The sequence below is a fragment of the Arthrobacter sp. GCM10027362 genome (assembly GCF_042679445.1).
Classification (GTDB): Bacteria; Actinomycetota; Actinomycetes; order Actinomycetales; family Micrococcaceae; genus Crystallibacter.
In genome coordinates this window covers 1-20,134 of record NZ_JBHTML010000065.1, presented here as the reverse complement: position 1 = coordinate 20,134, position 20,134 = coordinate 1, and the positions used below count along the sequence as shown (strand labels likewise).

Below are 20,134 nucleotides of genomic sequence, written 5' to 3'. Positions count from 1 at the left end.
GCCGGCGGCCGCGGCGACGGCGTCGCGGACGGCTGCATCGCGCATGATCCGGCGGCTGCGCAGCGCCACCCGGGCGGGGTCGTCCACCCTCAGGATGCTGCCGCCGGCTTCCTTGGCCGCCTTGATTTTCTCCACGGCGGCCGTCCGCTCCGGGGCGTGCTGCCGGTAGCGGGTTTCGGTGGCCGCGATGACCTCCGGTGGCACGATCATGGCAGTCCCTTCCCGTTACGCCGCCGATGCCCGGACCAGCCCCGAGCCGACGTCCAGCGGATCGGCCGCCGCGGCCAGTCCGGTAAAAGTGCCGGAGGCGACCAGCCTTGCCGTCAGACGGACCGGGTTCAGCGGTCCACGCTGGGCCAACTGTTCGGCCCGGAGCGCCGCCACACCCGCCACATGGGGAGTGTCCATGCTGGTGCCGCTGATGGTCCTGGTCCCGCCGCCGTGCCAGGCGCTGGTGATCTTGACGCCGGGGGCGGCAACCGTGGCCCGGGTGTTGGAGAACGGCGCGACGGCCAGCCCGTCAGGCCCCTGGCCCAGCGCGGCCACCGAAATCACGCCGCTGCCGCCGTTGGGTCCGCCGAGCACCTTGCCGATCAGCGCCTCGGCGATTCCCGGTGCCGCGCCGATCCGCTGGCCGTTGAGGTTCCGGCCGAAGATGGTTCCCCCGCAGTGCGTGCCGTGGCCGTTGTCGTCGTCGGTGTTCCTGGCCCCGGTGAAGGGGGAGGCATCGGCCCCCACCGCGGCCACCCCCCAGGCCGGCCCGTCCGAGGCCGCTTCGGCGCCCGGGCCGGCAAAGGGATCCCGGGTGGCACCAAAGGCCGGTGCCCGCAGGACGACGGTTTTTTCAGCGATCGGATCGGCCATGACCTGGTCCTTGGGTGTCCTTGGGTGGTGTTCGCAGTCTGCGGGCTTCAGTTTCCGCGGCCGGCGTTACAACACCGTTACAGCCGCGGCTGTGCGGCGGACCGCGCAGGGGCCTGCCGCCGCGGTTGGGATAACCTAGATCCGTGACTTACGAGATTGAGATTGGCCGTGGTAAACGTGGGCGCCGTGCCTACTCCCTGGACGATGTGGCCATCGTCCCGTCCCGCCGGACGCGGGATCCCAAGGATGTCTCCGTCTCCTGGCAGATCGACGCCTACATGTTCGAGACCCCGGTGCTGGCCGCCCCGATGGACTCGGTGATGTCCCCGGCCACCGCGATCGCCATGGGCAAGCTGGGCGGCCTCGGCGTGCTCAACCTCGAGGGCCTGTGGACCCGCTACGAGGATCCGCAGCCGCTGCTGGATGAAATCGTGGGCCTGAGCGAGGAGAACTTCAGCCCGGCGGCCACCCGGCGCATGCAGGAAATCTATGATGCCCCGGTCCAGCCCGAGCTGATCACCTCGCGCCTGGCCGAGATCCGCGAGGCCGGTGTCACGGTCGCCGGTTCGCTGACCCCGCAGCGTACCCAGGAGTTCTACAAGACGGTGCTCGCCGCCGGCGTGGACATCTTCGTCATCCGCGGCACCACCGTCTCGGCCGAGCACGTCTCCAAGGAGCACGAGCCGCTGAACCTCAAGCAGTTCATCTACGAGCTGGACGTGCCGGTGATTGTCGGCGGCGCCGCCGGCTACACCCCTGCCCTGCACCTGATGCGCACCGGCGCGGCCGGCGTGCTGGTCGGCTTCGGCGGCGGGGCGACGACGACGAGCTGCCGCGCCCTGGGCATCCATTCGCCCATGGCTTCGGCCATTTCCGACGTGGCCGCGGCCCGGCGCGACTACCTGGACGAGTCCGGCGGCCGCTACGTGCACGTGATTGCCGACGGCGGTGTGGGCTACAGCGGCGACATCGTCAAGGCGGTGGCCATGGGCGCGGACGCGGTGATGCTCGGTTCGGCCCTGGCCCGCGCCGAGGAGGCTCCCGGCCGCGGCTGGCACTGGGGCATGGAGGCCCACCACGGCGAGTTGCCGCGCGGCGACCGCGTACGGGTCGGCACCGTAGGTCCGCTGCAGGAAGTCCTGCACGGTCCCTCGCACCATACGGACGGCACCTCCAACCTGATCGGGGCGCTGCGCCGCTCCATGGCCACTACCGGATACTCGGACCTGAAGGAATTCCAGCGCTGCGAAGTGGTGCTGTCCCCGCTGGCAGGCCGCGACTGAGCGCGGCGGAGGCCCACCCAGCCATGGACGCCGGTGCACTGAGCCCGCAGGACCGGGAGGACACCCTGGCTGCCCTGCGCGCTACCGCCGGGCGCGGCCGGGAACTGGACATCCTGATTGTCGGCGGCGGCGTGGTCGGCGCCGGGGCGGCGCTGGACGCGGCCACCCGCGGGCTGGACACCGCGATTGTGGAGGCACGGGACTGGGCCTCCGGGACCTCCTCCCGCTCCTCCAAGCTCATTCACGGCGGCCTGCGCTACCTGGAGATGCTGGACTTCGCGCTGGTGCGCGAGGCCCTGCAGGAGCGGGGCCTGCTGCTGGAACGGATCGCTCCGCACCTGGTCCGCCCGGTCCCGTTTATGTACCCGCTGACCAAGCGGTTCATCGAACGTCCCTACGTGGGTGCCGGCGTCGCCCTCTACGACATCATGGCGGCGGCCCAGGACCACGGCCGGGGGGTGCCCCTGCACAAGCACCTGACCCGGCGCGCCATGCTGCGGGCGGCCCCGAGCCTGAAGGACGATGCCTTCGTCGGAGCCATCCGGTACTACGACGCCCAGGTGGACGACGCCCGCCTGGTGGTCAACCTGGTCCGCACCGCCGCGGCCTACGGGGCGCGGGCGGCCAACCGGCTGAAGGTGGTCAACTTCCTGCGCGAGGGCGAACGCGTCGTCGGTGCCCGGGTGTCCAACCAGGAGGACGGCACCGAATTCGACATCCACGCCAAGCAGGTGGTCAACGCCACCGGCGTCTGGACCGATGAAACCCAGGCCATGGTCACCGACCGCGGCCAGCTCAAGGTCCGCGCCTCCAAGGGCATCCACCTGGTGGTGCCGCGGGACCGCTTCCAGTCCACCGTCGGCCTGATCCTGCGCACCGAGAAGTCGGTCCTGTTCGTGATCCCCTGGGGCCGGCACTGGATCATCGGCACCACGGACACGGACTGGAACCTGGACAAGGCGCACCCGGCCGCCTCCTCGAAGGACATCGACTATCTCCTGGAGCACGTGAACCGCGTGCTCAAGCGCCCGCTGACCCGGGAGGACGTCGAAGGCGTGTATGCCGGACTGCGGCCGCTGCTGGCCGGCGAGAGCGACTCCACGGCCAAGCTCTCCCGGGAGCACGTGGTGGCGCACCCGGTGCCCGGGCTCGTCGTCGTTGCCGGCGGCAAGTACACCACCTATCGGCTGATGGCCCGGGATGCCGTCGACGAGGCGGTCCGCACCCTGGACGAGCGGGTGGCAAGCAGCTGCACCGAAAACATTCCGCTGCTCGGTGCCGACGGCTTCCAGGCCAACTGGAACAAGCGCAGCCGCCTGGCCGAACGTGCCGGAGTGCACGTGGCCCGGGTGGAGCACCTGCTCAACCGCTACGGTTCGCTCGCGGACGAGGTGCTGGCGCTCATTGCCCGGCAGCCGGAGCTGGCCGAACCGCTGCCGGGGGCGGACGACTATCTGCGCGCCGAGGTGGTCTACGCCGCTACGCACGAGGGCGCCCGGCACATCCACGACGTGCTCACCCGCCGCACCCGGATCTCCATCGAAGCCTGGGACCGCGGGGTCTCGGCGGCGCCCGTGGTGGCGGAGCTGATGGCCCCGCTGCTGGGTTGGAGCCGGGCCCAGGTGGACCGGGAGGTGCGGCACTACCTGGCCCGGGTGGACGCGGAACGGCTGAGCCAGGAACAGCCCGACGACGTTTCCGCGGACAGTGCCCGGTTGGGCGTGGAAGACATCGTCCCGCTGGCCTGAGGCAGTCCGGTCCCCGGCCAGGGACGCCGGCTGAAAGCGCTCTTCCGGCCGGGGCAGTTTCGTTTTCTACAAGGGCACGAAGTAGGGTTAACGGGTGCTGAAAACCGCCCTCAAGCCCCGGTGGATCGCGGCGCTGGTCTTTGCGCTCGCCCTTTCCTGGGTCTTTGTGCTGCTGAGCCAGTGGCAGTTTTCCGCCTCCCGGAGCGAGGCTCCGCCCCCGCCGGCCGCCACCGAAACCGTGCGCCCGCTCACCGAGGTCTTCACCCCCGGGGTGCCGATGACAGCGGCGACGGCGGACCAGATGGTCTCCTTCACCGGCAGCTTTGTCCCGGGCAAGCAGGTCCTGGTGCGCAACCGTCTCCACGACGGCGACAAAGGCTACTGGGTGGTGGCGGCCTTCGCCGTCGACGGCGTGAAGAACCAGACCGGCGAACAGGTCATGATCCCGGTGGTCCGCGGCTGGGTCGCCGCACCCGGCGACGCCGAACCGGCCCCCGCGGGCCGGGCCGCGGTCGTTGGACGCCTGCTGCCAACCGAGGCGCCCCAGCCCGAGCGGCCGGTCCCGGGTCAGGTGCCCACGCTGTCCGTGGCAGAGCTGGTCAACTTGTGGGACATGCCCGGCTATTCGGGCTTCGTTGCCGGCATCCGGCTCGGGCTCGACGGCGCCGCCCCGGACACCGGAACGGCGGGCACGAAGCTGGTCCCGGTCCAGGTGGGCCCGCAGCCGCAGGAAACCCCGGTGAACTGGCTGAACATCTTCTACGCGGTGGAATGGATTGTCTTCGCCGGCTTCGCGGTCTTCCTCTGGTGGCGGCTGGTCGCGGACGACTACCGGCGCCAGCAGGAAGCGCTCGAGGATGCCGCCGCTGCCACCCTGCAGCCGGAGACCGGTCCCGGCACCGACGACAACCAGACGACGACCCGATAGACAGAGGTAACCAAGTGAGCGAAACTGCCCCGAACCAGGCCCGGCCGGCCGCCAAGCGGCGCTACGGCGGAACCCACGCCCAGATCCGGTCCGCGCTGACCTTCTACAAGGCCACCTCCTACATCACGGGTGTGATGTTGCTCCTGCTGTGCGCAGAGATGGTCATGCGCTACGGGTTCAACCTGTTCCTGTTCGCCGGCGGCACCAACACGGTGACCGGGGACGCGTTCGGCTTCGGCTTCGCCCAGGCCGAGCCGGCCGCGGTGGACGGCGGGGTGAACCTGTCGATCGCCGTGCTGATAGCCCACGGCTGGCTGTACGTGCTCTACCTGATGGCGGATTTCCGCCTGTGGTCGCTGATGCGCTGGCCGTTCACGCGCTTCGTCCTGATCGCCCTGGGCGGGGTTGTCCCGTTCCTGTCCATCATCCTGGAGCGCCGGGTGCACCGCCAGGTCGAGGAGGACCTGGCCAGCCACCCGGAGGCCGCGAAGCGCTACTGACGCGCCGCCTGCACCCCGGCAGGCCGGCCGCAGGCGGCGTCCGGCCGCTGCGCCGCCCAAGGTGCGAGCACCGGTACGCGCCGACTATCCTGTATTGGTGACTAATCCCCCCGCCATGGACCACAGGCCCGTTCTTGTTGTGGACTACGGGGCCCAGTACGCGCAGCTGATTGCCCGGCGCGTGCGCGAGGCCAACGTCTACTCCGAAATTGTTCCGCATACCTACACCACCGAGCAGCTGCTGGCCAGGAATCCGGCCGCCATCATTCTGTCGGGCGGCCCTTCCAGCGTTTATGCCGACGGTGCCCCGAGCGTGGGCGCCGACCTGTTCGAGGCCGGTGTGCCGGTGCTGGGCATCTGCTACGGCTTCCAGGCCATGGCCGCGGCCTTGGGCGGCAAGGTTGCCCGGACCGGGCTGCGGGAATACGGTGCGACCACGGCGACGGCGGTGGGGGAGGTCCGCTCCATCCTCGAAGGCACCCCGGCCAGCCAGAACACCTGGATGAGCCACGGGGACTCCGTGCAAGAGGCGCCCGAAGGGTTCGACGTGCTGGCGAGCACCGCCGGGGCCCCGGTGGCTGCGTTCGCCAACGAGTCCAAGGCCCTGTACGGCGTGCAGTGGCACCCGGAGGTCAAGCACTCGGCGTACGGCCAGGCCGTGCTGGAGAACTTCTTGTTCAAGGGCGCCAAACTGGAACCGAACTGGACCACCGGCAACATCGTGGAGGAGCAGGTCGAGCGCATCCGCGCACAGGTTGGTGATTCCCGGGTGATCTGCGGGCTCTCCGGCGGCGTGGACTCCGCCGTCGCCGCGGCCCTGGTGCAGCGTGCCGTCGGCGACCAGCTGACCTGTGTCTTTGTGGACCACGGACTGCTGCGCGAGGGCGAAGCCGAACAGGTCGAACGCGATTTCGTCGCCGCCACCGGGGTTAAGCTGCACGTGGCCAACGAGCAGGAGCGCTTCCTGAACGCCCTGGCCGGAGTCACGGATCCGGAGACCAAGCGCAAGATCATCGGCCGCGAATTCATCCGCGCCTTCGAGGCGGCGGAGAAGGCCGTCCTGGCCGAGGCCGCCGCCGAGGGCGGACAGGTGAAGTTCCTGGTCCAGGGCACGCTCTATCCCGATGTTGTCGAATCCGGCGGCGGCGAGGGCGCGGCGAACATCAAGAGCCACCACAACGTGGGCGGCCTGCCGGAGGACCTGCAGTTCGAACTGGTAGAGCCACTGCGCACGCTGTTCAAGGACGAGGTCCGCGCCGTCGGCCGCCAGCTGGGCCTGCCGGCCGAAATCGTCGGCCGGCAGCCGTTCCCCGGACCCGGCCTGGGCATCCGGATCATCGGCGAGGTCACCGAGGACCGGCTGGCCCTGCTGCGCAAGGCGGACGCGATTGCCCGCGCCGAGCTGACCGCCGCCGGGCTGGATGACGAGGTCTGGCAGATGCCGGTGGTGCTGCTGGCCGACGTCCGCAGCGTGGGCGTCCAGGGCGACGGCCGCACCTACGGGCATCCGATCGTGTTGCGCCCGGTTTCCTCCGAGGACGCCATGACTGCCGACTGGTCCCGCCTGCCGTACGACTTGCTGGCCCGTATTTCCAGCCGGATTACCAACGAGGTGGACGGAGTCAACCGCGTGGTGCTCGACGTAACGAGCAAGCCGCCGGGAACCATCGAGTGGGAGTAGCCGCTCGGGAGGCCGCAGCTGCGCGGGCCCGTGCCGGGGTCGGCCGGCAATTTGGCCGCGGCAGTGTTGCGGTCTCCCGATTGGCTTTTGCGATCGGATAGTTTGAAAGACATGCCTATCTGGTCGAGGTTCTTGTCCGCGAGTGAAGAAAAGGGGGCAGCCGTGCCGGATCCACAGGGCGGGGTCGCCGGCGATGTCCTGGCGTCGTGGCTCCAGCAGCTCGGCCGCCACGCCGGCTCGGATACGCTCCTGCAGTTCGTCCCGACGCCGACGAACAGCATCGACCTGACCCACGCCCATCCGTCCGGGCTGACCCAGCTGCTGACCACCCGGCGCACGCGCCTGTCCACGCTGCTGCGCGAACCCGGCCAGTATGCGGCGGCCATGAAGACCGCGCGCAGCCTGCGCGCTAGGATCGTCGAACTGGGCACCGAGCGCGGGATCGACGTCGGCTATCTTGCCGCCGGGACGGCCACCTGGCGGGTCGCCGGTGCGGGCCGGTCCGAATCCCTCACCGCGCCGGTGATGCTCGCCCCGGTGGCCCTGACCGTCCGCCCCACCCAGGACGACTACGAACTCCAGCTGACCGAGCGGGCCAGGCTCAATCCGGCCCTGGTGCGGCATCTGACCGCCGAGCAGGGCCTGGCCTTCGACGCCGATGCGGTGGCCCGGCTGGCCTACAGCACGGCGCGCTTCGACCCGCACCCGGTGCTGGAGTGCCTGCGCCAGCTGACCGCGGAGGTGCGCGGGATGAACATCGAGCACCACCTGCTGGTGTCCACCTTCGCCGACCTGGCGGACGTTTCGGGCGCCGTGGGTCTGCGGGCCGACCATCCGGTGCTCAATGCGCTGATCGCCGCAGACCTCGACCCGGAAGGGCCCGGTACGGTTTCGGCGCCGTCCGTGAATCTCCCCCCGCTCGACGAGCGCGCGCCGCAGGACGAGTTCCTGGTGCTGGACGCGGACGCGGCCCAGCAGGATGTGCTGGACCTGGTCCAGGCCGGGCACTCCCTGGTGGTTTCCGCGCCGCCGGGCACCGGCCAGACCCAGACCGCGATCAACGCCGCGGCGCTGCTGGCACGCCAGGGCAGGAACGTCCTGGTGGTGGCCGAGCGGCGGGCTGCCCTGAACCAGTTCGTCCAGCAGCTGGGCGCGCTCAAGCTTGGTTCCCTGGTGCTGCAGCTGAATGCGAACATCACCAGCCAGCAGCTGCGGGACCAGCTCATCCGGGCCATTTCGCGCAACGAGAAGGCAACCGAACCGCAGCTGCAGAAGCTTCATGCCACCTTGACCGACCATCGACACAAGCTGCTGGACCATGTGAAGTCCCTGCACAATGTGCGCCGGCGCTGGAACTGCTCCCCGTACCAGGCCATGCAGTCTTTGGCACGCCTGACCTCGCTGGATCCGGCGCCGGCGACCACGGTGCGCCTGAAGCGCTCGGTCCTGGACAGCATCACGGACCGGACCGAACTGGCCGTCCGGCTCAAGCGGGCCGCCGAGCTCGGCAGCTTCAGCAAGGCTTCCACCGCGAGCCCCTGGTTCGGGTCGAAACTGCTCAACCGCAAGGAGACCGAGGACGCGCACCAGCTCGCCGTGGATCTGGAGCGCGACCTTCCCAAGCTGCGCGAGCGGATGGCCGCCGTGGCCGAGCATTCCCAGATTGCCTTGGGCGGCAGCTTCGGCCAGTGGGGTGAACAGCTTGAGCTGCTGGTGGCCGTGCGGGAAAGTCTGGACAAGTTCACCCCGGATATCTTCGACCGCCCCGTCACCGACCTGATCTCGGCCACCGCCCCGTCCGCCTGGCGCCGCGAGCGGGGCATCGAGATGAGCTCGATCACCCGCTCACGGCTGCGCCGCGTGGCCAAGGAGTATGTCCGTCCCGGGGTGCACATTGCCGATCTGCACGAGTCGCTGGCCCAGGTGCAGGCGCAGCGGGCCAAGTGGAGCACCTACGCGACGACGCAGCGCCATCCCGCGGTCCCCACCGGATTGGCGGATCTGAGCAACTTCTACCGGAACATGCACCGGAAGCTGCGCCGGCTCTCCGGGGTGCTGGCCGAGCAGGCCCCCGGACAGGGGCTCGCGGACCTGGACTACGAGGCCCTGCTCAAGCGCCTGAAGACGCTGGTGAGGGACAAGCAGACACTGGTGACGCTGCCGGAACGGACGCTGCTGCTGGAGCAGATGCGCGGCCACGGTCTGGGCGAGCTGCTGGACGATCTGGCGGCCCGGGAGGTCGGAGCCGACTGCGTGGAGGCGGAGCTGGAACTGGCCTGGTGGCAGTCGACCCTCGAAGCCATGATCAGCGGGGACGATTACCTGGCGATGACCGACGGCGCCAACCTGCGCAAGATCGAGGCCGTGTACCGGCTGGCCGACAATGCCCATATTGCTTCCGGGGCCGCCAGGCTGCGGTGGGAGCTGGCCGGGAACTGGCGGCGGTCGATCAAGAAGCATCCGGTGGCCGCCGAGAGCCTGAAGACATTGCTGAAGGCCGGCGAGCCGACCCTGAACACCCTGGCGGAGCAGTCCGGGGAACTCATTCCGGCGCTGATGCCGGTGTGGGCGGCCTCGCCCCTGGTGCTGTCCTCGGTGCTGCCGGCCGCCAAGACCTTCGACGCGGTGATCATCCTGGATGCGGAATCCACGAGCCTGCAGTCGGCCATCGGCGCGATGGTCCGCGCGTCCCAGGTCATTGCCTTTGGCGACGGCCGGCTGGGCGTGCCCCAGCCCTTCGAAGTGAACGTGGACCTGTCCGGGGCTCCGGTGACCGGACCGGAGCAGCAGGGGGAACCGCTCACCAGCGCCTTCGAGGCCCTCGCCCGGGTGCTGCCCGTGAAGGCCCTGACAACGGCCTACCGTGCGGTGGATCTGGAACTGACAAAGTATCTCGGCGCGGAGTTCTACGACGGGGACCTGACCCGCCTGCCGTCGGCGGCGGCGATCACCGGTTCCGAGGCCCTGACGGTGGAATACATCGCGGACGGAACCGGGCTTCCCGGCGCCGGCCACGAGGCCGTGGAGAGCGTGCCGGCGGAAATCGGCCGGGTGGTGGACCTGGTCTTCGAGCATGCGCGTCTGCGCTCGGCGCGCTCGCTGGCCGTCGTCACCGCCAATGCCCGGCACGCGGCGAAAGTCGCCGAAGCCGTGCGGCAGCGGCTGGCCGCGGCCCCGGACGCGGCAGCGTTCTTCGGACCCGGCCCGGAGCCCTTCCATGTGGTCCCCGTGGAACGTGCCGCCGGCCTGGTCCGCGACGATGTGGTCTTTTCCCTGGGCTACGGGCGCACCCCGCACGGTCGGGCGGTGCACGATTTCGGTCCGCTGTCCGGTCCCCAGGGCCGCAGCCACTTCCTGACGGCCATGACCCGCGCCCGCAGGACTTTGCGGGTGCTTACCTGTTTCCGGCCCGAAGATCTCGATGCCACGCGCCTGGGCAGCGGCGCGGTGGATTTCTACCGGTTGATCACGCAAGGGCTTGGCGACTCGACAGGCTTTGCGAACAGGCCGTCCCCGGGCTTTGACGACGCCCTCGTGTCCGATCTGGTGGAGCGGGTGCGTGCCCGCGGGGCCCGGGTGCGCGACCATTACGAGGGCGACATTGACATCGTTGCCGCGCCGCTGCTTCCGGAGGATGATCCGGCCATGCCCGTGGCGCTGAACTCGGACGGCACCCGGCAGTATCTGCAGATGTCCGTACGGGAACGCAGCCGCCTGAGGCCGCAGTTCCTGGAACGGCTCGGCTGGCGGCCGCTGACGCTGTGGACCATCGAGGTGTTTACCGACCCCGACAAGTGCGCCGACCTGATTGGAGGATACTTGGGACTGGAGGAACCCGCGAAGGCGGGTGGCGAAGCCGGCACCGCCCGGCCGGAACGGCCGGAACGGCCGGCACGTCGGGCCGACGGCGCGGCTGCAGGATCGTCGGCACCGGTGCAGTCCGAGGCGCCCGGGCCGGCAGCCGAACCTGCCGCCGGGACCGGCGCAAATGCCGGAGTCCCGTCCGGCTCCGGACAACCGGCGCCGGCCGGGACCCCCGGCGGGGCTCCGGCCGAGCAGGAGACGGGCCGCCACGCGAAGCATTCGTTGCACGGCGGGAGCGTGATCCCAACCAAGGCTGCCGAGGATGACCCGCGGACTTGGGGCGATACCCACCATGACCGGGATGCCTGGCTGAAGGAGCAGCGCCCGCCGCACTGGGGCTGAACCCTGCTACCCGACGAGCACCAGGTACACCTGGCCCCGGCTGGAGGAACTGGCCAGGGCCGTGGCTTCGGCCGGAGAGGCGGCAACCACCACCAGCCCCGCTGACGGCGTGCTGTCCAGCAGGCCTGCTGCCGCGGTGGCGCCGTCGGCCTTCCACAGCACCGGAACGCTCCGGGCCAGCACCGTCGAGGCTGCCGGCTGTTCGAAGCCGTTGCCGCTGCTGAGCACGATGTCCACGAGTTGTCCGGGGTTGACCAGTTGGACCGTGGAGGGATCGGCCGGCCGCACGGGCACCGCAACGGTGCCGGGCGGGCTGCCGGTGAGCAGACCCGGACCCACCAGCGAGGTATCCAGCACAGGGGAGCCGGCCCGCAGCGCCGAGGCCAGCCTGCGGCCGAGCAGGTCCGCGGGAACGGCGGTGGAGCCGGCAGGCCCGGCGGCCGCAGGGTGCGCGTGCACGGCCAGGTGCGCCGCAGAAAGGACAGTGCCCGCCGGCAGGTCCTCGGCCGCAACAACGACGGGGACGGTGGAAAGGGGCGCAGGGCTCAGCGCCTGGACGGCCAGACCGGCCGCGGCGCACAGCAACAGCGCCGCCAGCAGCCGGTGATGCCGGCGTACCAGCCGGCGCAAGAAGCGGAGTGGGCCTGCCCGGCCCGGGGTTTGTCCGTGCATGCAGCCACGCTAGGCCGTACTGCTGCCCGCATGGTAGGGAACGGGACGCCGCTGTGGACAGTGCGGGGCCGGGGAACCCGGTGGAGGAAGGAAGCGGGCCGTGAAGGACCCGCGCGAAGAGTCAGCTCCTCAGCTGGCCGCCGCGGCAGGGGCGGGAGCAGCAGCGGGGGCGGCAGCGGGGGCCGCCGGCGTCTCGGGCTTGGCGGCCGGGACCGTGCTGGTGCTCTTGGAATCGCGCGAATCGGTGCGGTAGAAACCCGAACCCTTGAACACCACGCCGACGCTGGTGAACTTCTTGCGCAGAGTGCCGCCGCATTCGGGGCAGACGGTCAGCGAGTCGTCGCTGAAGGACTGCTGGATATCGAAGGCATGGCCGCAGGCTTTGCATGCGTAGGCGTAGGTTGGCACTCTGGATCCTCCTCAACATTGATCCTGGAAACGATCATGAAGCCGTGCCGGCTGGCCGCGCAGGCTGGCACTCGACGGCTCCGAGTGCTAATTCTACACCGTCTGCGCTGTCCGGCTGGAATTGCCGGCGTCGAACCACGTCCAGGCCTCGTCGGTGACCGCTCCATCCAGCGGAATGTCCAGCGGCGTGGACTCGAAGGTCCCGACGGGAACGAGTTCGTGGCGGTAGACGACACCTACCGTCCGCGGCCGTTTCTCCTGCCGGGCCAGCGCCCCCAGGAAACGGTCGTAGTACCCGCCGCCCTGGCCCAGCCGGTTGCCGGCATGGTCGATGGCCAGCCCCGGGGCCAGGATCAGCGGCACACCGGCCATAATGCTGCGGTCGAACCGCTCTCCGACGGGCTCGTCCACCCATGCCCGCGGGCTGCGGGCCAGCGGCACGCCCTCGTACCAGCGGGCCCAGCTCAACTGGTAATGCGGTTCGCACACCGGAACGATGACTTCGTAGCCGGCACGCACCATGCCGGGCAGCAGGAGGGCCGTGGAAGGCTCGGATCCTACGGAAAGATAGGCGGCCACGGTCGAGCCCGGCTCGATGCCCAGGCTCGGCAGGGCCGAGAGGACGACGTCGGCCAGGCCTGCGGCTGCGGCTCTGCGGGCCTGCGCATCCAGCGCGGCCCGCTGCTGCCGGAAGCGGGTGCGGACCGCCTCCTTGTCAGTCTTGTCGATGGCTGTCATGCATGTCCTCCCCGTCGCGGATCCGTCTCGGAACACATTGGAACACAGCCGGGCGAACCGGGACCAATACCGGGAAATTATCCCGAAACCGGGAATCGCCGGTTTCCGTGGGTACTCTTGGGATATGAAGACTGGAAAAACTATACGTAAAGCAGTCATTCCCGCTGCGGGGCTGGGCACCCGTTTCCTTCCCGCCACCAAGGCGATGCCGAAGGAAATGCTCCCCGTGGTGGACAAGCCGGCCATCCAGTACGTGGTCGAGGAGGCCGTGCGGGCAGGCCTGGACGACATCCTCATGATCACCGGACGTAACAAACGTCCGCTGGAGGACCACTTTGACCGGGTGCCGTTCATGGAACAGACGCTGGAAGACAAAGGCGACTTCGATAAGCTGGCCGCTGTCCGGAAGGCCTCATCCCTGGCGGACATCCATTACCTTCGGCAGGGGGACCCCAAGGGGCTGGGCCACGCGGTGTGGTGCGGCCGGCAGCACGTCGGAGACGAGCCGTTCGCGGTCCTGCTGGGCGACGACCTTATCGACGAGCAGGACGAACTGCTGACCGAGATGATGAAGGTCCAGGCCCGGACCCACGGCTCCGTGGTTGCGCTGATGGAGGTCGAACCTTCCGAGATCAGCGCCTACGGCTGCGCCGACGTATCGGCCGTCGACGGGGACGGCTATGTCAAAATCAACCAGCTGGTCGAGAAGCCTTCCGCGGAGGAAGCCCCGTCCAACCTCGCGGTGATCGGCCGCTACGTCCTGCATCCGAGCGTTTTCGAGGTGCTGGAGCAGACGCCCCCCGGCCGCGGTGGAGAGATCCAGCTTACCGACGCCCTGCAGACACTGGCTGCCCGCGATGGCGAGGGCGGGGGCGTCTACGGCGTCGTTTTCCGTGGCCGCCGCTTCGACACCGGGGACAAGCTCAGCTATCTCAAGGCCGTGTTGACCATCGCCGTCGAGCGCGAGGATATCGGCGAGGAGCTGCGTCTGTGGCTCAAGGAGTTCACCGCCGGCGCCACGGACTGATCCTGTCGGCGATGGTGCTGGGTTCGGACTTCTGGCCGGTCACCCTCGAATGCGGCGACTTGGTGCTCCGCCCCATCTTGCGTCGGGACAAGCGCGAGTGGTCTCAGGTGCGGCAGTACAACGCCGAGTGGCTGGCGCCGTGGGAGGCATCCAACCCCCAGCCCGGGGGGCGGCTGCCGTCCTTCGGCGAGATGGTGCATTCGCTCAACCAGCAGGCGCGGCAGGCCACGGCGCTGCCCTGGCTGATCACCGAACGCCGGCCGAGTCTGCCCAAACCCGTCCTCGTGGGCCAGCTGACCGTCTCCAGCATTGTCTGGGGCTCGGCCATGATGGCGACCCTGGGCTACTGGGTGGACCGGCGCTGCGCCGGCAGGGGAATTGCCCCGACTGCCGTCGCCATGGCCACGGATCACTGCTTCGGTGTCCTGGGGCTGCACCGCATGGAAATCAACATCCGGCCCGAGAACGCGCCCAGCCTGCGTGTGGTCGAGAAGCTGGGGTTCCGCCCCGAATGCCTCCGGCCGCGTTACCTGCATATCAACGGCGAGTGGGCGGACCACCGCAGCTTCGCCCTGACCGCCGAGGAGGTGCCGGGCGGGCTCCTGGAGCGCTGGCTGCGCGAGGGCGATCAATCGGCGAAGGCACCATAGCAAGCAGTTGTGATATTCCCGTTATCGGACACACCGTGATTAATACCGCATCGTTACCTGCGCGGCTTCTACGGTTTGAGGGTGGATATCCAGAGCTCAGTGATCTTTGTGGTCATCATTGGGCTTTGGCTTGCCTGGGTAGCGCCGTACGTACTTCGCTTCCAAGCGGAAGCAGCCTTGGCCGGGGCAGCAGTAGGCCGGAGACCATTACTCGAATCTGTACCTGCCGGCGGGCACGCCGCCGGCCTTCAGGGGATGATCATGGAGAACACAGCCCGTTCCGCGCACTCCGAACATGCGGGTCCGGCCCCCGCGCCCGGGCAGGCTGCCGGGTTCCGGGTCAGGTGGGGACGTACCGTCCTCGCGCTGGTCGGCCTCATGGCTGTCGCGGCATTCGCAACCGGCACCTTGCTGGCGCTCTTCGGTGCGCTCCCGGGCAGCGTCCCTCTTCTTGCCCTGCTGACGGTTGCCGCCGTCGTCGTGTTCCTCCGCCGCCTGGCCGTCCGCGACCGGAGGCAGCGGGCCCGGGCCCGGGCAGCGAAGGCCGGCACCGGGACCGCGTCCCGGGCAACGGAACCGGAGCAGCCGGTCCGGCACCGGGAAACGGTGCTCTTTAACGCCGATGCCGTGGCGGACGGGAAGGCCGCGCCGGCAGCGCCGGCTCCACTCTCGGCCGAACAGCTGCGTGCCGAGGCCCTGAAGGTCGCGGCCGCGGCCGCAGCCAAGGCTTCCGGCCCTGCTGCCGGCGTTTCCGGGCCGGCTTGGCAGCCGGTGGAGCTGCCGAAGCCGACCTATATTGACGCCGCGAAGGCGGAACGGCCGGCTCCCGAGCCGCTGCCGGCTCCCGAGGTGAAGAAGCCGACAACGAAGACCTACATCAAACAGGACGCCGCGCTCAAGGCCCCGGCCGCTGCCGCGGCAGCTGTTCCTGCCGGCCAGGACAGCCAGGACGGCCATCCCCGGCCGCAGGCCGGCAAGCTCAACCTCGACGCCGTCCTGCAGCGCCGCCGGGCCTGAGGGCGGGCCTGTGGGCCCGCGTCCGATTGGCCCGGGACGGCGCCGGGCTCAGCCGTCCGCGGCTTCCTGGGCTGCTCGTCTGGCCCGGTCCGCAGCCCGCTTGCGGCCCAGTTCGTCGAGCGCTCCGGCCAGCCCCATGTTGGCGGCCACCACCAGCGACCGGCTGATTTCCGGCTGGTCCAGCACCATCCGGAAAATGGTGACCGCCGCCGAGGTCTGTCCGGTTTCGGCCAGCACCTGTGCGGCAAAGAGTTCGGCATTGCAGGCGGACCCCGGGTCATCGGCGGCGGTGTACAGGTCCGCTGCATGCAGGGCGGCCGCCACCGCGGCTTGGCCCCGGTCCAGTGCCCACAGCGCCCGGGCCCGGGTATCGCTGTAGTCCGCTTCGTGCCAGCTTGCCCCGTAGTCGCGTGCGATCCGGATGGCCTCGTCCAGCTGGGCGAGGCCATCCGGATCGCCGGCATCGCAGAGGGCGTGCCCCAGGGCGTGCAGGGCCTGCGGCAGGACCGTGTCATCCTCCGTGGCCCTGCGCGCGGCGGCGACGGCGGCCTCGAGGCACACGAGCGCATCGGCCTCCCGGTTTTCGCGGGCGAGCAGCGTGCCGATGGCGAGCAGGGCCCGGGAGGCTTCCGCATACTCCCCGGCAGCATTGAACTCCGAGACGGCGTGGCGCCAGCATTCAAGCGCGTCGGCGCTGCGCCCGAGATGGCGGTGGGCATGGCCCAGGCTCATCAGCGTGCGGGCGATATCGGAGGCGCTGGCGTTGGCCCGTTCCTGCCGCTCGAGCAGTTTCTCCAGCACATCCCGGGCAAGTTCGTATTCCTCGGCCTCGAGCAGCTGGTTGCCCAGCGCCAGCCGCAGGGTCAGTTCCTCGTGGACCTCGCCGCGTTCTGCCTGCTGCACGGCCACCTGCCAGGCCAGCACCGAGGTATCGCCGTCATCGGCCGCCGCACAAAGCCGCGCGACGACGACGGCGGCGGACACCGCTCCCTTGCGTACGCCGGCGGCGGCATAGAATTCCAGGGCGGTGAGCGCGTATTCGAGGGCCTCGTCGTCATGTTCGCCGCTGCCGGCGGCCAGGTTCGCCTTGAGCAGCCACATCGACGCCAGCAGCGCCCGGTTGGCCGGCATGGACAACAGCCGGTCCGCCGTGGCTATGGCGCGGCGCGGGTGGTCCGTTACCACATAGGTGTGGGCCAAATACATCAGGGCGCCCGCCAGGCTGTCCGACCGGCGGCCGGCGGCGTAACCCTGGACCGCGTGTTCCAGCAGTTTCAGCACCTGCGGCTTGGCCCCGTTGCGGGAACGGGCGACGGCGACGGCCAGCTGCAGGTCCGCCAGCACCGCCGGCGGGGCCTTGGCTTCGGCCAGCTGCTCGAGGGCGGCCTCCAGCAGCGGCAGATCCTTTTCCGTCGCTTCGCGGAACAACAGGGTGCCCAGGTCTGCTTCGACCGATGCCTGCATGTCCTGTCCCGCCTCGCGCAGCACCCGGACCCGCTCGCGGAGGTAGCCGTCCGCGTCCGCCTGCCTGCCGGTCAGCTGGCTGACGGCGATGAGCACGGAGTAGAGCGAGAGGACGGTCTCGGTTTCGTTCCGGGCGGCACGCTGAAGCCCGGCGCGGGCCAGGAACAGCGCGCCCAGGTTGTCTTCGGCGTAGGCGGCCTCGTACGCGCGGTCCAGGCAGTCCCGGGCGCTGCTCGGAAGGGTGTCGGGGTCGGGGACCGCGGCGTTGAGGACCTTCCGAAGTCTGGCCGCGGTGTCAGGCATGGCGGTATGCCACCGGTCCGGGGCTGTGTGTCCCCGGGGTGCAGCTTGGCCTGGTCCCCATGATTTCAGTTCTAACCCTCAGTTCGGTGCCGTGCAAATAGCAGTTTTCGTCCGGCCTGGGCTGTCCGATGCTGTGGTTCCGTCCGCCGGTATTGACACGTCGAACCATTTTATGCGCCGTTCGCACATACCGCACGCGCGCCGCGGTCCCGGCGCTGTGCTTATCCGGGCCGGCGCTGACACGGCCCTGAAGATTGACCCTAGAGTGGAGCCATGGAATTCGACACCCGGGTGGGCGCCTACGGCGTCATCATTCAGGACAATGCGCTGCTGCTGGCCCGCTGGGTGGAGTCCGGCACCGCGCGCTGGACACTGCCCGGCGGCGGCCTGGAACTGGGTGAGGACGCAGCCGCCGGCGCGGTACGGGAAATCTTCGAGGAAACCGGTTACACCGTCAGCCTCGGCCGGCTGCTGGGCGTGGACAGCAAGCACATTCCTGCCGAACGCAGGCTGCGCGGGACGCGGCCGCTGCACGCGCTGCGGGTCATTTACGAAGCCAGGATCACCGGCGGGGAACTGACACACGAACTCAACGGTTCCACGGACCAGGCGCGCTGGGTGCCGCTGGACGAGGTGCCGGCACTGGACCGCCTTGACCTGGTGGATGTTGGGCTGCGCCTCTATTTCGCCCCCGTGGCCTGAACGCGGGAGTTGCCGGGCAGGCGCCGCTGCCGTGCGTGCCGCGGCAGCGGCGATGTGGATAGACTCGGTCCAAAACGACCCAACGACCACAGCACCGCAGGCTCCTATGGAAGGCAGCACAGCATGACCGAGCCCCTACCGGTGCCTGCCGCCCGTGCCGGCATCGCATCCGGGCCGGAAGGCGGCACGCCCGGCAGCGGACCGATGGTGTGCTTCCGCAACGTCTCCAAGCGCTACTCGGGCGGGCAGCCGGCGGTGGAGAACCTGAGCCTGGACATCGACCGCGGCGCCATTACCGTCTTTGTCGGACCCTCCGGCTGCGGTAAGACCACTTCGCTGCGGATGATCAACCGGATGGTCGAGCCGACCTCCGGGACCATCCTGGTGGACGGCACGGATGTCGCCCGGCGCCCCGCCGCCGCCCTGCGCCGCACCATGGGGTATGTCATGCAGTCTTCGGGGCTGCTGCCGCACCGCACGGTGCTGGACAATATCGCCACCGTGCCCCGGCTCAACGGGGTACCCAAGGCGCAGGCCAGGCGCCGCGCGCAGGAACTGCTCGACGTTGTCGGGCTGGCCCGGGAACTGGGCCGGCGCTACCCCGCCCAGCTCTCGGGCGGCCAGCAGCAGCGTGTGGGCGTGGCCCGGGCGCTGGCTGCGGACCCGCCGATCCTGCTGATGGACGAGCCCTTCAGCGCGGTGGACCCGGTGGTCCGGGCCGAACTGCAGCAGGAACTGCTCCGGCTGCAGCGCCAGCTGGCCAAGACCATCGTGTTCGTCACCCACGACATCGACGAGGCCACGGTGCTCGGAGACAAGGTCGCCGTCTTCGCCACCGGCGGCCGGCTGGCCCAGTTCGCTCCGCCGGCGGAGATCCTGCGGGCACCGGTGGACAATTTCGTGGCCGCCTTTGTGGGCCGGGACCGCGGCTTCCGGGCGCTGGGCTTCGACTCGGCCGCCGGACTGGAGTTGGAACCTGCCATGACGGCCGGTCCGGGGGAGTTGGCCGGCGCCGGCAGCCAGGGCTGGTTGCTGCTGACCGACGGCGTCGGCCGGCCGGTCGGCTGGCTGCCGCCGGGGGTGCGGGACCGGGACGCGATGGTGGCCGGCGGATCGCTCTTTGTCCTCGGTTCCAGCCTGCGGCAGGCGCTGGACTCGGCCCTGTCCTCGCCTTCGGGCAAGGGTGTGGCCGTGGACGCCTCCGGCCGGGTGGCCGGGCTGGTGGCCGCAGACAGGGTGCTGCGCCGGATCGAGGCGGGCCGGACCGGCTGATGCAGTGGCTCCTGGACAATCTGCCGTACGTGCTGGGCCTGGCCTGGCTGCATCTGTACCAGTCGGTGCTGCCGCTGGTCGTGGGCCTGGCAGTGTCCCTGCCGCTGGGCTGGCTGGCCTGGCGGATCCGGACCACCCGGGGCCTGATCCTGTCCGTCAGTTCGGTGCTCTACACCATCCCCTCGCTGGCGCTGTTCGTAATCCTGCCGGTGCTGCTGGGCACCAGGATCCTGGACATGGCCAACCTGATCGTGGCCCTGACGCTGTATGCCGTGGCGCTGCTGGTGCGCTCGGTGGTGGACGCGCTCAATTCCATTGACGACGGCGTGCGGCAGGCTGCCCGGGCCATGGGCTACCGTCCGCTGCGGCGGTTTCTGGCCGTCGACCTGCCGCTGTCGCTGCCGGTCCTGTTCGCCGGCCTGCGCGTGGTGTCGGTGAGCAACGTCTCGCTGGCCAGCGTCGGCGCGGTCATTGGCATCCAGAATTTGGGCGTTTTGTTCACCGACGGGCTGCTGCGCTCCTTCCTGACCGAAATCTTCGTGGGGATCGTCATGACCCTCGTGCTGGCAGCGCTGCTGGATGCCGTGCTGGTGCTCACCGAGCGCCTGCTGACGCCGTGGCGGCGGCCCGGCCGGCGGGCCCGGACCACCGTCCGGGCCGCTGCCGGGCCC

The 20,134-nt window shown here is 69.8% G+C and carries 18 protein-coding genes; 12 read left to right on the top strand and 6 right to left on the bottom strand.

The features are described from left to right. A partial coding sequence (locus ACFQ36_RS11340; RefSeq protein ID WP_377013655.1) for a hypothetical protein occupies positions 1-210 on the bottom strand: 210 nt, incomplete at its 3' end. 15 nt (positions 211-225) lie between these two features. Continuing rightward, positions 226-864, bottom strand: coding sequence for a S8 family serine peptidase (locus ACFQ36_RS11335; RefSeq protein ID WP_377013653.1), 639 nt, complete (start codon positions 862-864; stop codon positions 226-228). A 143-nt stretch (positions 865-1,007) separates the two neighbouring features. Here ACFQ36_RS11335 and ACFQ36_RS11330 point away from each other — a divergent pair, with 143 nt between their 5' ends. From ACFQ36_RS11330 to ACFQ36_RS11305, 6 genes are all read left to right on the top strand, one after another. After that, positions 1,008-2,147, top strand: coding sequence for a GuaB3 family IMP dehydrogenase-related protein (locus tag ACFQ36_RS11330; protein ID WP_377013651.1), 1,140 nt, complete (start codon positions 1,008-1,010; stop codon positions 2,145-2,147). A gap of 23 nt (positions 2,148-2,170) precedes the next feature. Further along, positions 2,171-3,895, top strand: a complete 1,725-nt coding sequence (locus tag ACFQ36_RS11325; RefSeq protein WP_377013649.1) for a glycerol-3-phosphate dehydrogenase/oxidase — start codon at positions 2,171-2,173, stop codon at positions 3,893-3,895. 94 nt (positions 3,896-3,989) lie between these two features. Continuing rightward, positions 3,990-4,823: an SURF1 family protein gene (locus ACFQ36_RS11320; RefSeq protein ID WP_377013647.1), complete on the top strand. Its 834-nt coding sequence runs from the start codon at positions 3,990-3,992 to the stop codon at positions 4,821-4,823. A gap of 14 nt (positions 4,824-4,837) precedes the next feature. Next, complete coding sequence (locus ACFQ36_RS11315; protein WP_377013645.1) at positions 4,838-5,323, top strand: DUF3817 domain-containing protein; 486 nt, start codon at positions 4,838-4,840, stop codon at positions 5,321-5,323. 115 nt (positions 5,324-5,438) lie between these two features. Then, positions 5,439-7,004 (top strand): glutamine-hydrolyzing GMP synthase, encoded by a 1,566-nt coding sequence (gene guaA, locus ACFQ36_RS11310; protein ID WP_377013661.1) that lies wholly within the window; start codon positions 5,439-5,441, stop codon positions 7,002-7,004. 111 nt (positions 7,005-7,115) lie between these two features. Further along, positions 7,116-11,210 carry a DUF4011 domain-containing protein gene (locus ACFQ36_RS11305; protein WP_377013643.1) on the top strand — a complete coding sequence of 1,365 codons (4,095 nt, stop codon included), beginning with the start codon at positions 7,116-7,118 and terminating at the stop codon, positions 11,208-11,210. Between the two features lie 6 nt (positions 11,211-11,216). Here the strand turns inward: ACFQ36_RS11305 and cpaB are convergent, their stop codons facing one another. From cpaB to ACFQ36_RS11290, 3 genes are all read right to left on the bottom strand, one after another. Then, positions 11,217-11,840, bottom strand: a complete 624-nt coding sequence (gene cpaB, locus ACFQ36_RS11300) for a Flp pilus assembly protein CpaB (RefSeq protein WP_377013641.1) — start codon at positions 11,838-11,840, stop codon at positions 11,217-11,219. Between the two features lie 171 nt (positions 11,841-12,011). Beyond that, complete coding sequence (locus tag ACFQ36_RS11295; RefSeq protein ID WP_377013639.1) at positions 12,012-12,290, bottom strand: FmdB family zinc ribbon protein; 279 nt, start codon at positions 12,288-12,290, stop codon at positions 12,012-12,014. A gap of 93 nt (positions 12,291-12,383) precedes the next feature. Then, positions 12,384-13,028: a 5-formyltetrahydrofolate cyclo-ligase gene (locus ACFQ36_RS11290; RefSeq protein ID WP_377013637.1), complete on the bottom strand. Its 645-nt coding sequence runs from the start codon at positions 13,026-13,028 to the stop codon at positions 12,384-12,386. A gap of 124 nt (positions 13,029-13,152) precedes the next feature. Between ACFQ36_RS11290 and galU the strand changes: the two genes are divergently transcribed. From galU to ACFQ36_RS11275, 3 genes are all read left to right on the top strand, one after another. Then, the gene (gene galU, locus ACFQ36_RS11285) at positions 13,153-14,055 is read left to right on the top strand and encodes a UTP--glucose-1-phosphate uridylyltransferase GalU (protein WP_377013635.1); all 903 of its coding nucleotides are present in this window, start codon (positions 13,153-13,155) and stop codon (positions 14,053-14,055) included. 11 nt (positions 14,056-14,066) lie between these two features. Continuing rightward, on the top strand, positions 14,067-14,705 hold the full coding sequence (locus ACFQ36_RS11280) for a GNAT family N-acetyltransferase (protein ID WP_377013659.1): 639 nt from the start codon (positions 14,067-14,069) through the stop codon (positions 14,703-14,705). Between the two features lie 261 nt (positions 14,706-14,966). Beyond that, the gene (locus ACFQ36_RS11275) at positions 14,967-15,722 is read left to right on the top strand and encodes a hypothetical protein (protein ID WP_377013633.1); all 756 of its coding nucleotides are present in this window, start codon (positions 14,967-14,969) and stop codon (positions 15,720-15,722) included. A gap of 48 nt (positions 15,723-15,770) precedes the next feature. On the opposite strand, the gene ACFQ36_RS11270 is transcribed toward ACFQ36_RS11275, so the two are convergent. After that, positions 15,771-17,489 (bottom strand): hypothetical protein, encoded by a 1,719-nt coding sequence (locus ACFQ36_RS11270; RefSeq protein WP_377013631.1) that lies wholly within the window; start codon positions 17,487-17,489, stop codon positions 15,771-15,773. Positions 17,490-17,762: 273 nt separating this feature from the next. On the opposite strand from ACFQ36_RS11270, the gene ACFQ36_RS11265 reads away from it, so the two are divergent. The 3 genes from ACFQ36_RS11265 to ACFQ36_RS11255 all read left to right on the top strand — a co-directional run. Next, on the top strand, positions 17,763-18,191 hold the full coding sequence (locus ACFQ36_RS11265; protein ID WP_377013629.1) for an NUDIX hydrolase: 429 nt from the start codon (positions 17,763-17,765) through the stop codon (positions 18,189-18,191). Positions 18,192-18,395: 204 nt separating this feature from the next. After that, complete coding sequence (locus tag ACFQ36_RS11260) at positions 18,396-19,463, top strand: ABC transporter ATP-binding protein (RefSeq protein ID WP_377013657.1); 1,068 nt, start codon at positions 18,396-18,398, stop codon at positions 19,461-19,463. Continuing rightward, the coding region (locus tag ACFQ36_RS11255) for an ABC transporter permease (protein WP_377013627.1) at positions 19,463-20,134 on the top strand (672 nt) is incomplete at its 3' end. The genes ACFQ36_RS11260 and ACFQ36_RS11255, both read left to right, overlap by 1 nt.

Bases quoted from the DNA above. Each gene is read 5' to 3' on its own strand.
- ACFQ36_RS11335 (WP_377013653.1), bottom strand. From the start codon at position 864: ATGGCCGATCCGATCGCTGAAAAAACCGTCGTCCTGCGGGCACCGGCC.
- ACFQ36_RS11325 (WP_377013649.1), top strand. From the start codon at position 2,171: ATGGACGCCGGTGCACTGAGCCCGCAGGACCGGGAGGACACCCTGGCT.
- guaA (WP_377013661.1), top strand. From the start codon at position 5,439: ATGGACCACAGGCCCGTTCTTGTTGTGGACTACGGGGCCCAGTACGCG.
- ACFQ36_RS11305 (WP_377013643.1), top strand. From the start codon at position 7,116: ATGCCTATCTGGTCGAGGTTCTTGTCCGCGAGTGAAGAAAAGGGGGCA.
- ACFQ36_RS11290 (WP_377013637.1), bottom strand. From the start codon at position 13,028: ATGACAGCCATCGACAAGACTGACAAGGAGGCGGTCCGCACCCGCTTC.
- galU (WP_377013635.1), top strand. From the start codon at position 13,153: ATGAAGACTGGAAAAACTATACGTAAAGCAGTCATTCCCGCTGCGGGG.
- ACFQ36_RS11280 (WP_377013659.1), top strand. From the start codon at position 14,067: ATGGTGCTGGGTTCGGACTTCTGGCCGGTCACCCTCGAATGCGGCGAC.
- ACFQ36_RS11275 (WP_377013633.1), top strand. From the start codon at position 14,967: ATGGAGAACACAGCCCGTTCCGCGCACTCCGAACATGCGGGTCCGGCC.
- ACFQ36_RS11270 (WP_377013631.1), bottom strand. From the start codon at position 17,489: ATGCCTGACACCGCGGCCAGACTTCGGAAGGTCCTCAACGCCGCGGTC.
- ACFQ36_RS11265 (WP_377013629.1), top strand. From the start codon at position 17,763: ATGGAATTCGACACCCGGGTGGGCGCCTACGGCGTCATCATTCAGGAC.
- ACFQ36_RS11260 (WP_377013657.1), top strand. From the start codon at position 18,396: ATGGTGTGCTTCCGCAACGTCTCCAAGCGCTACTCGGGCGGGCAGCCG.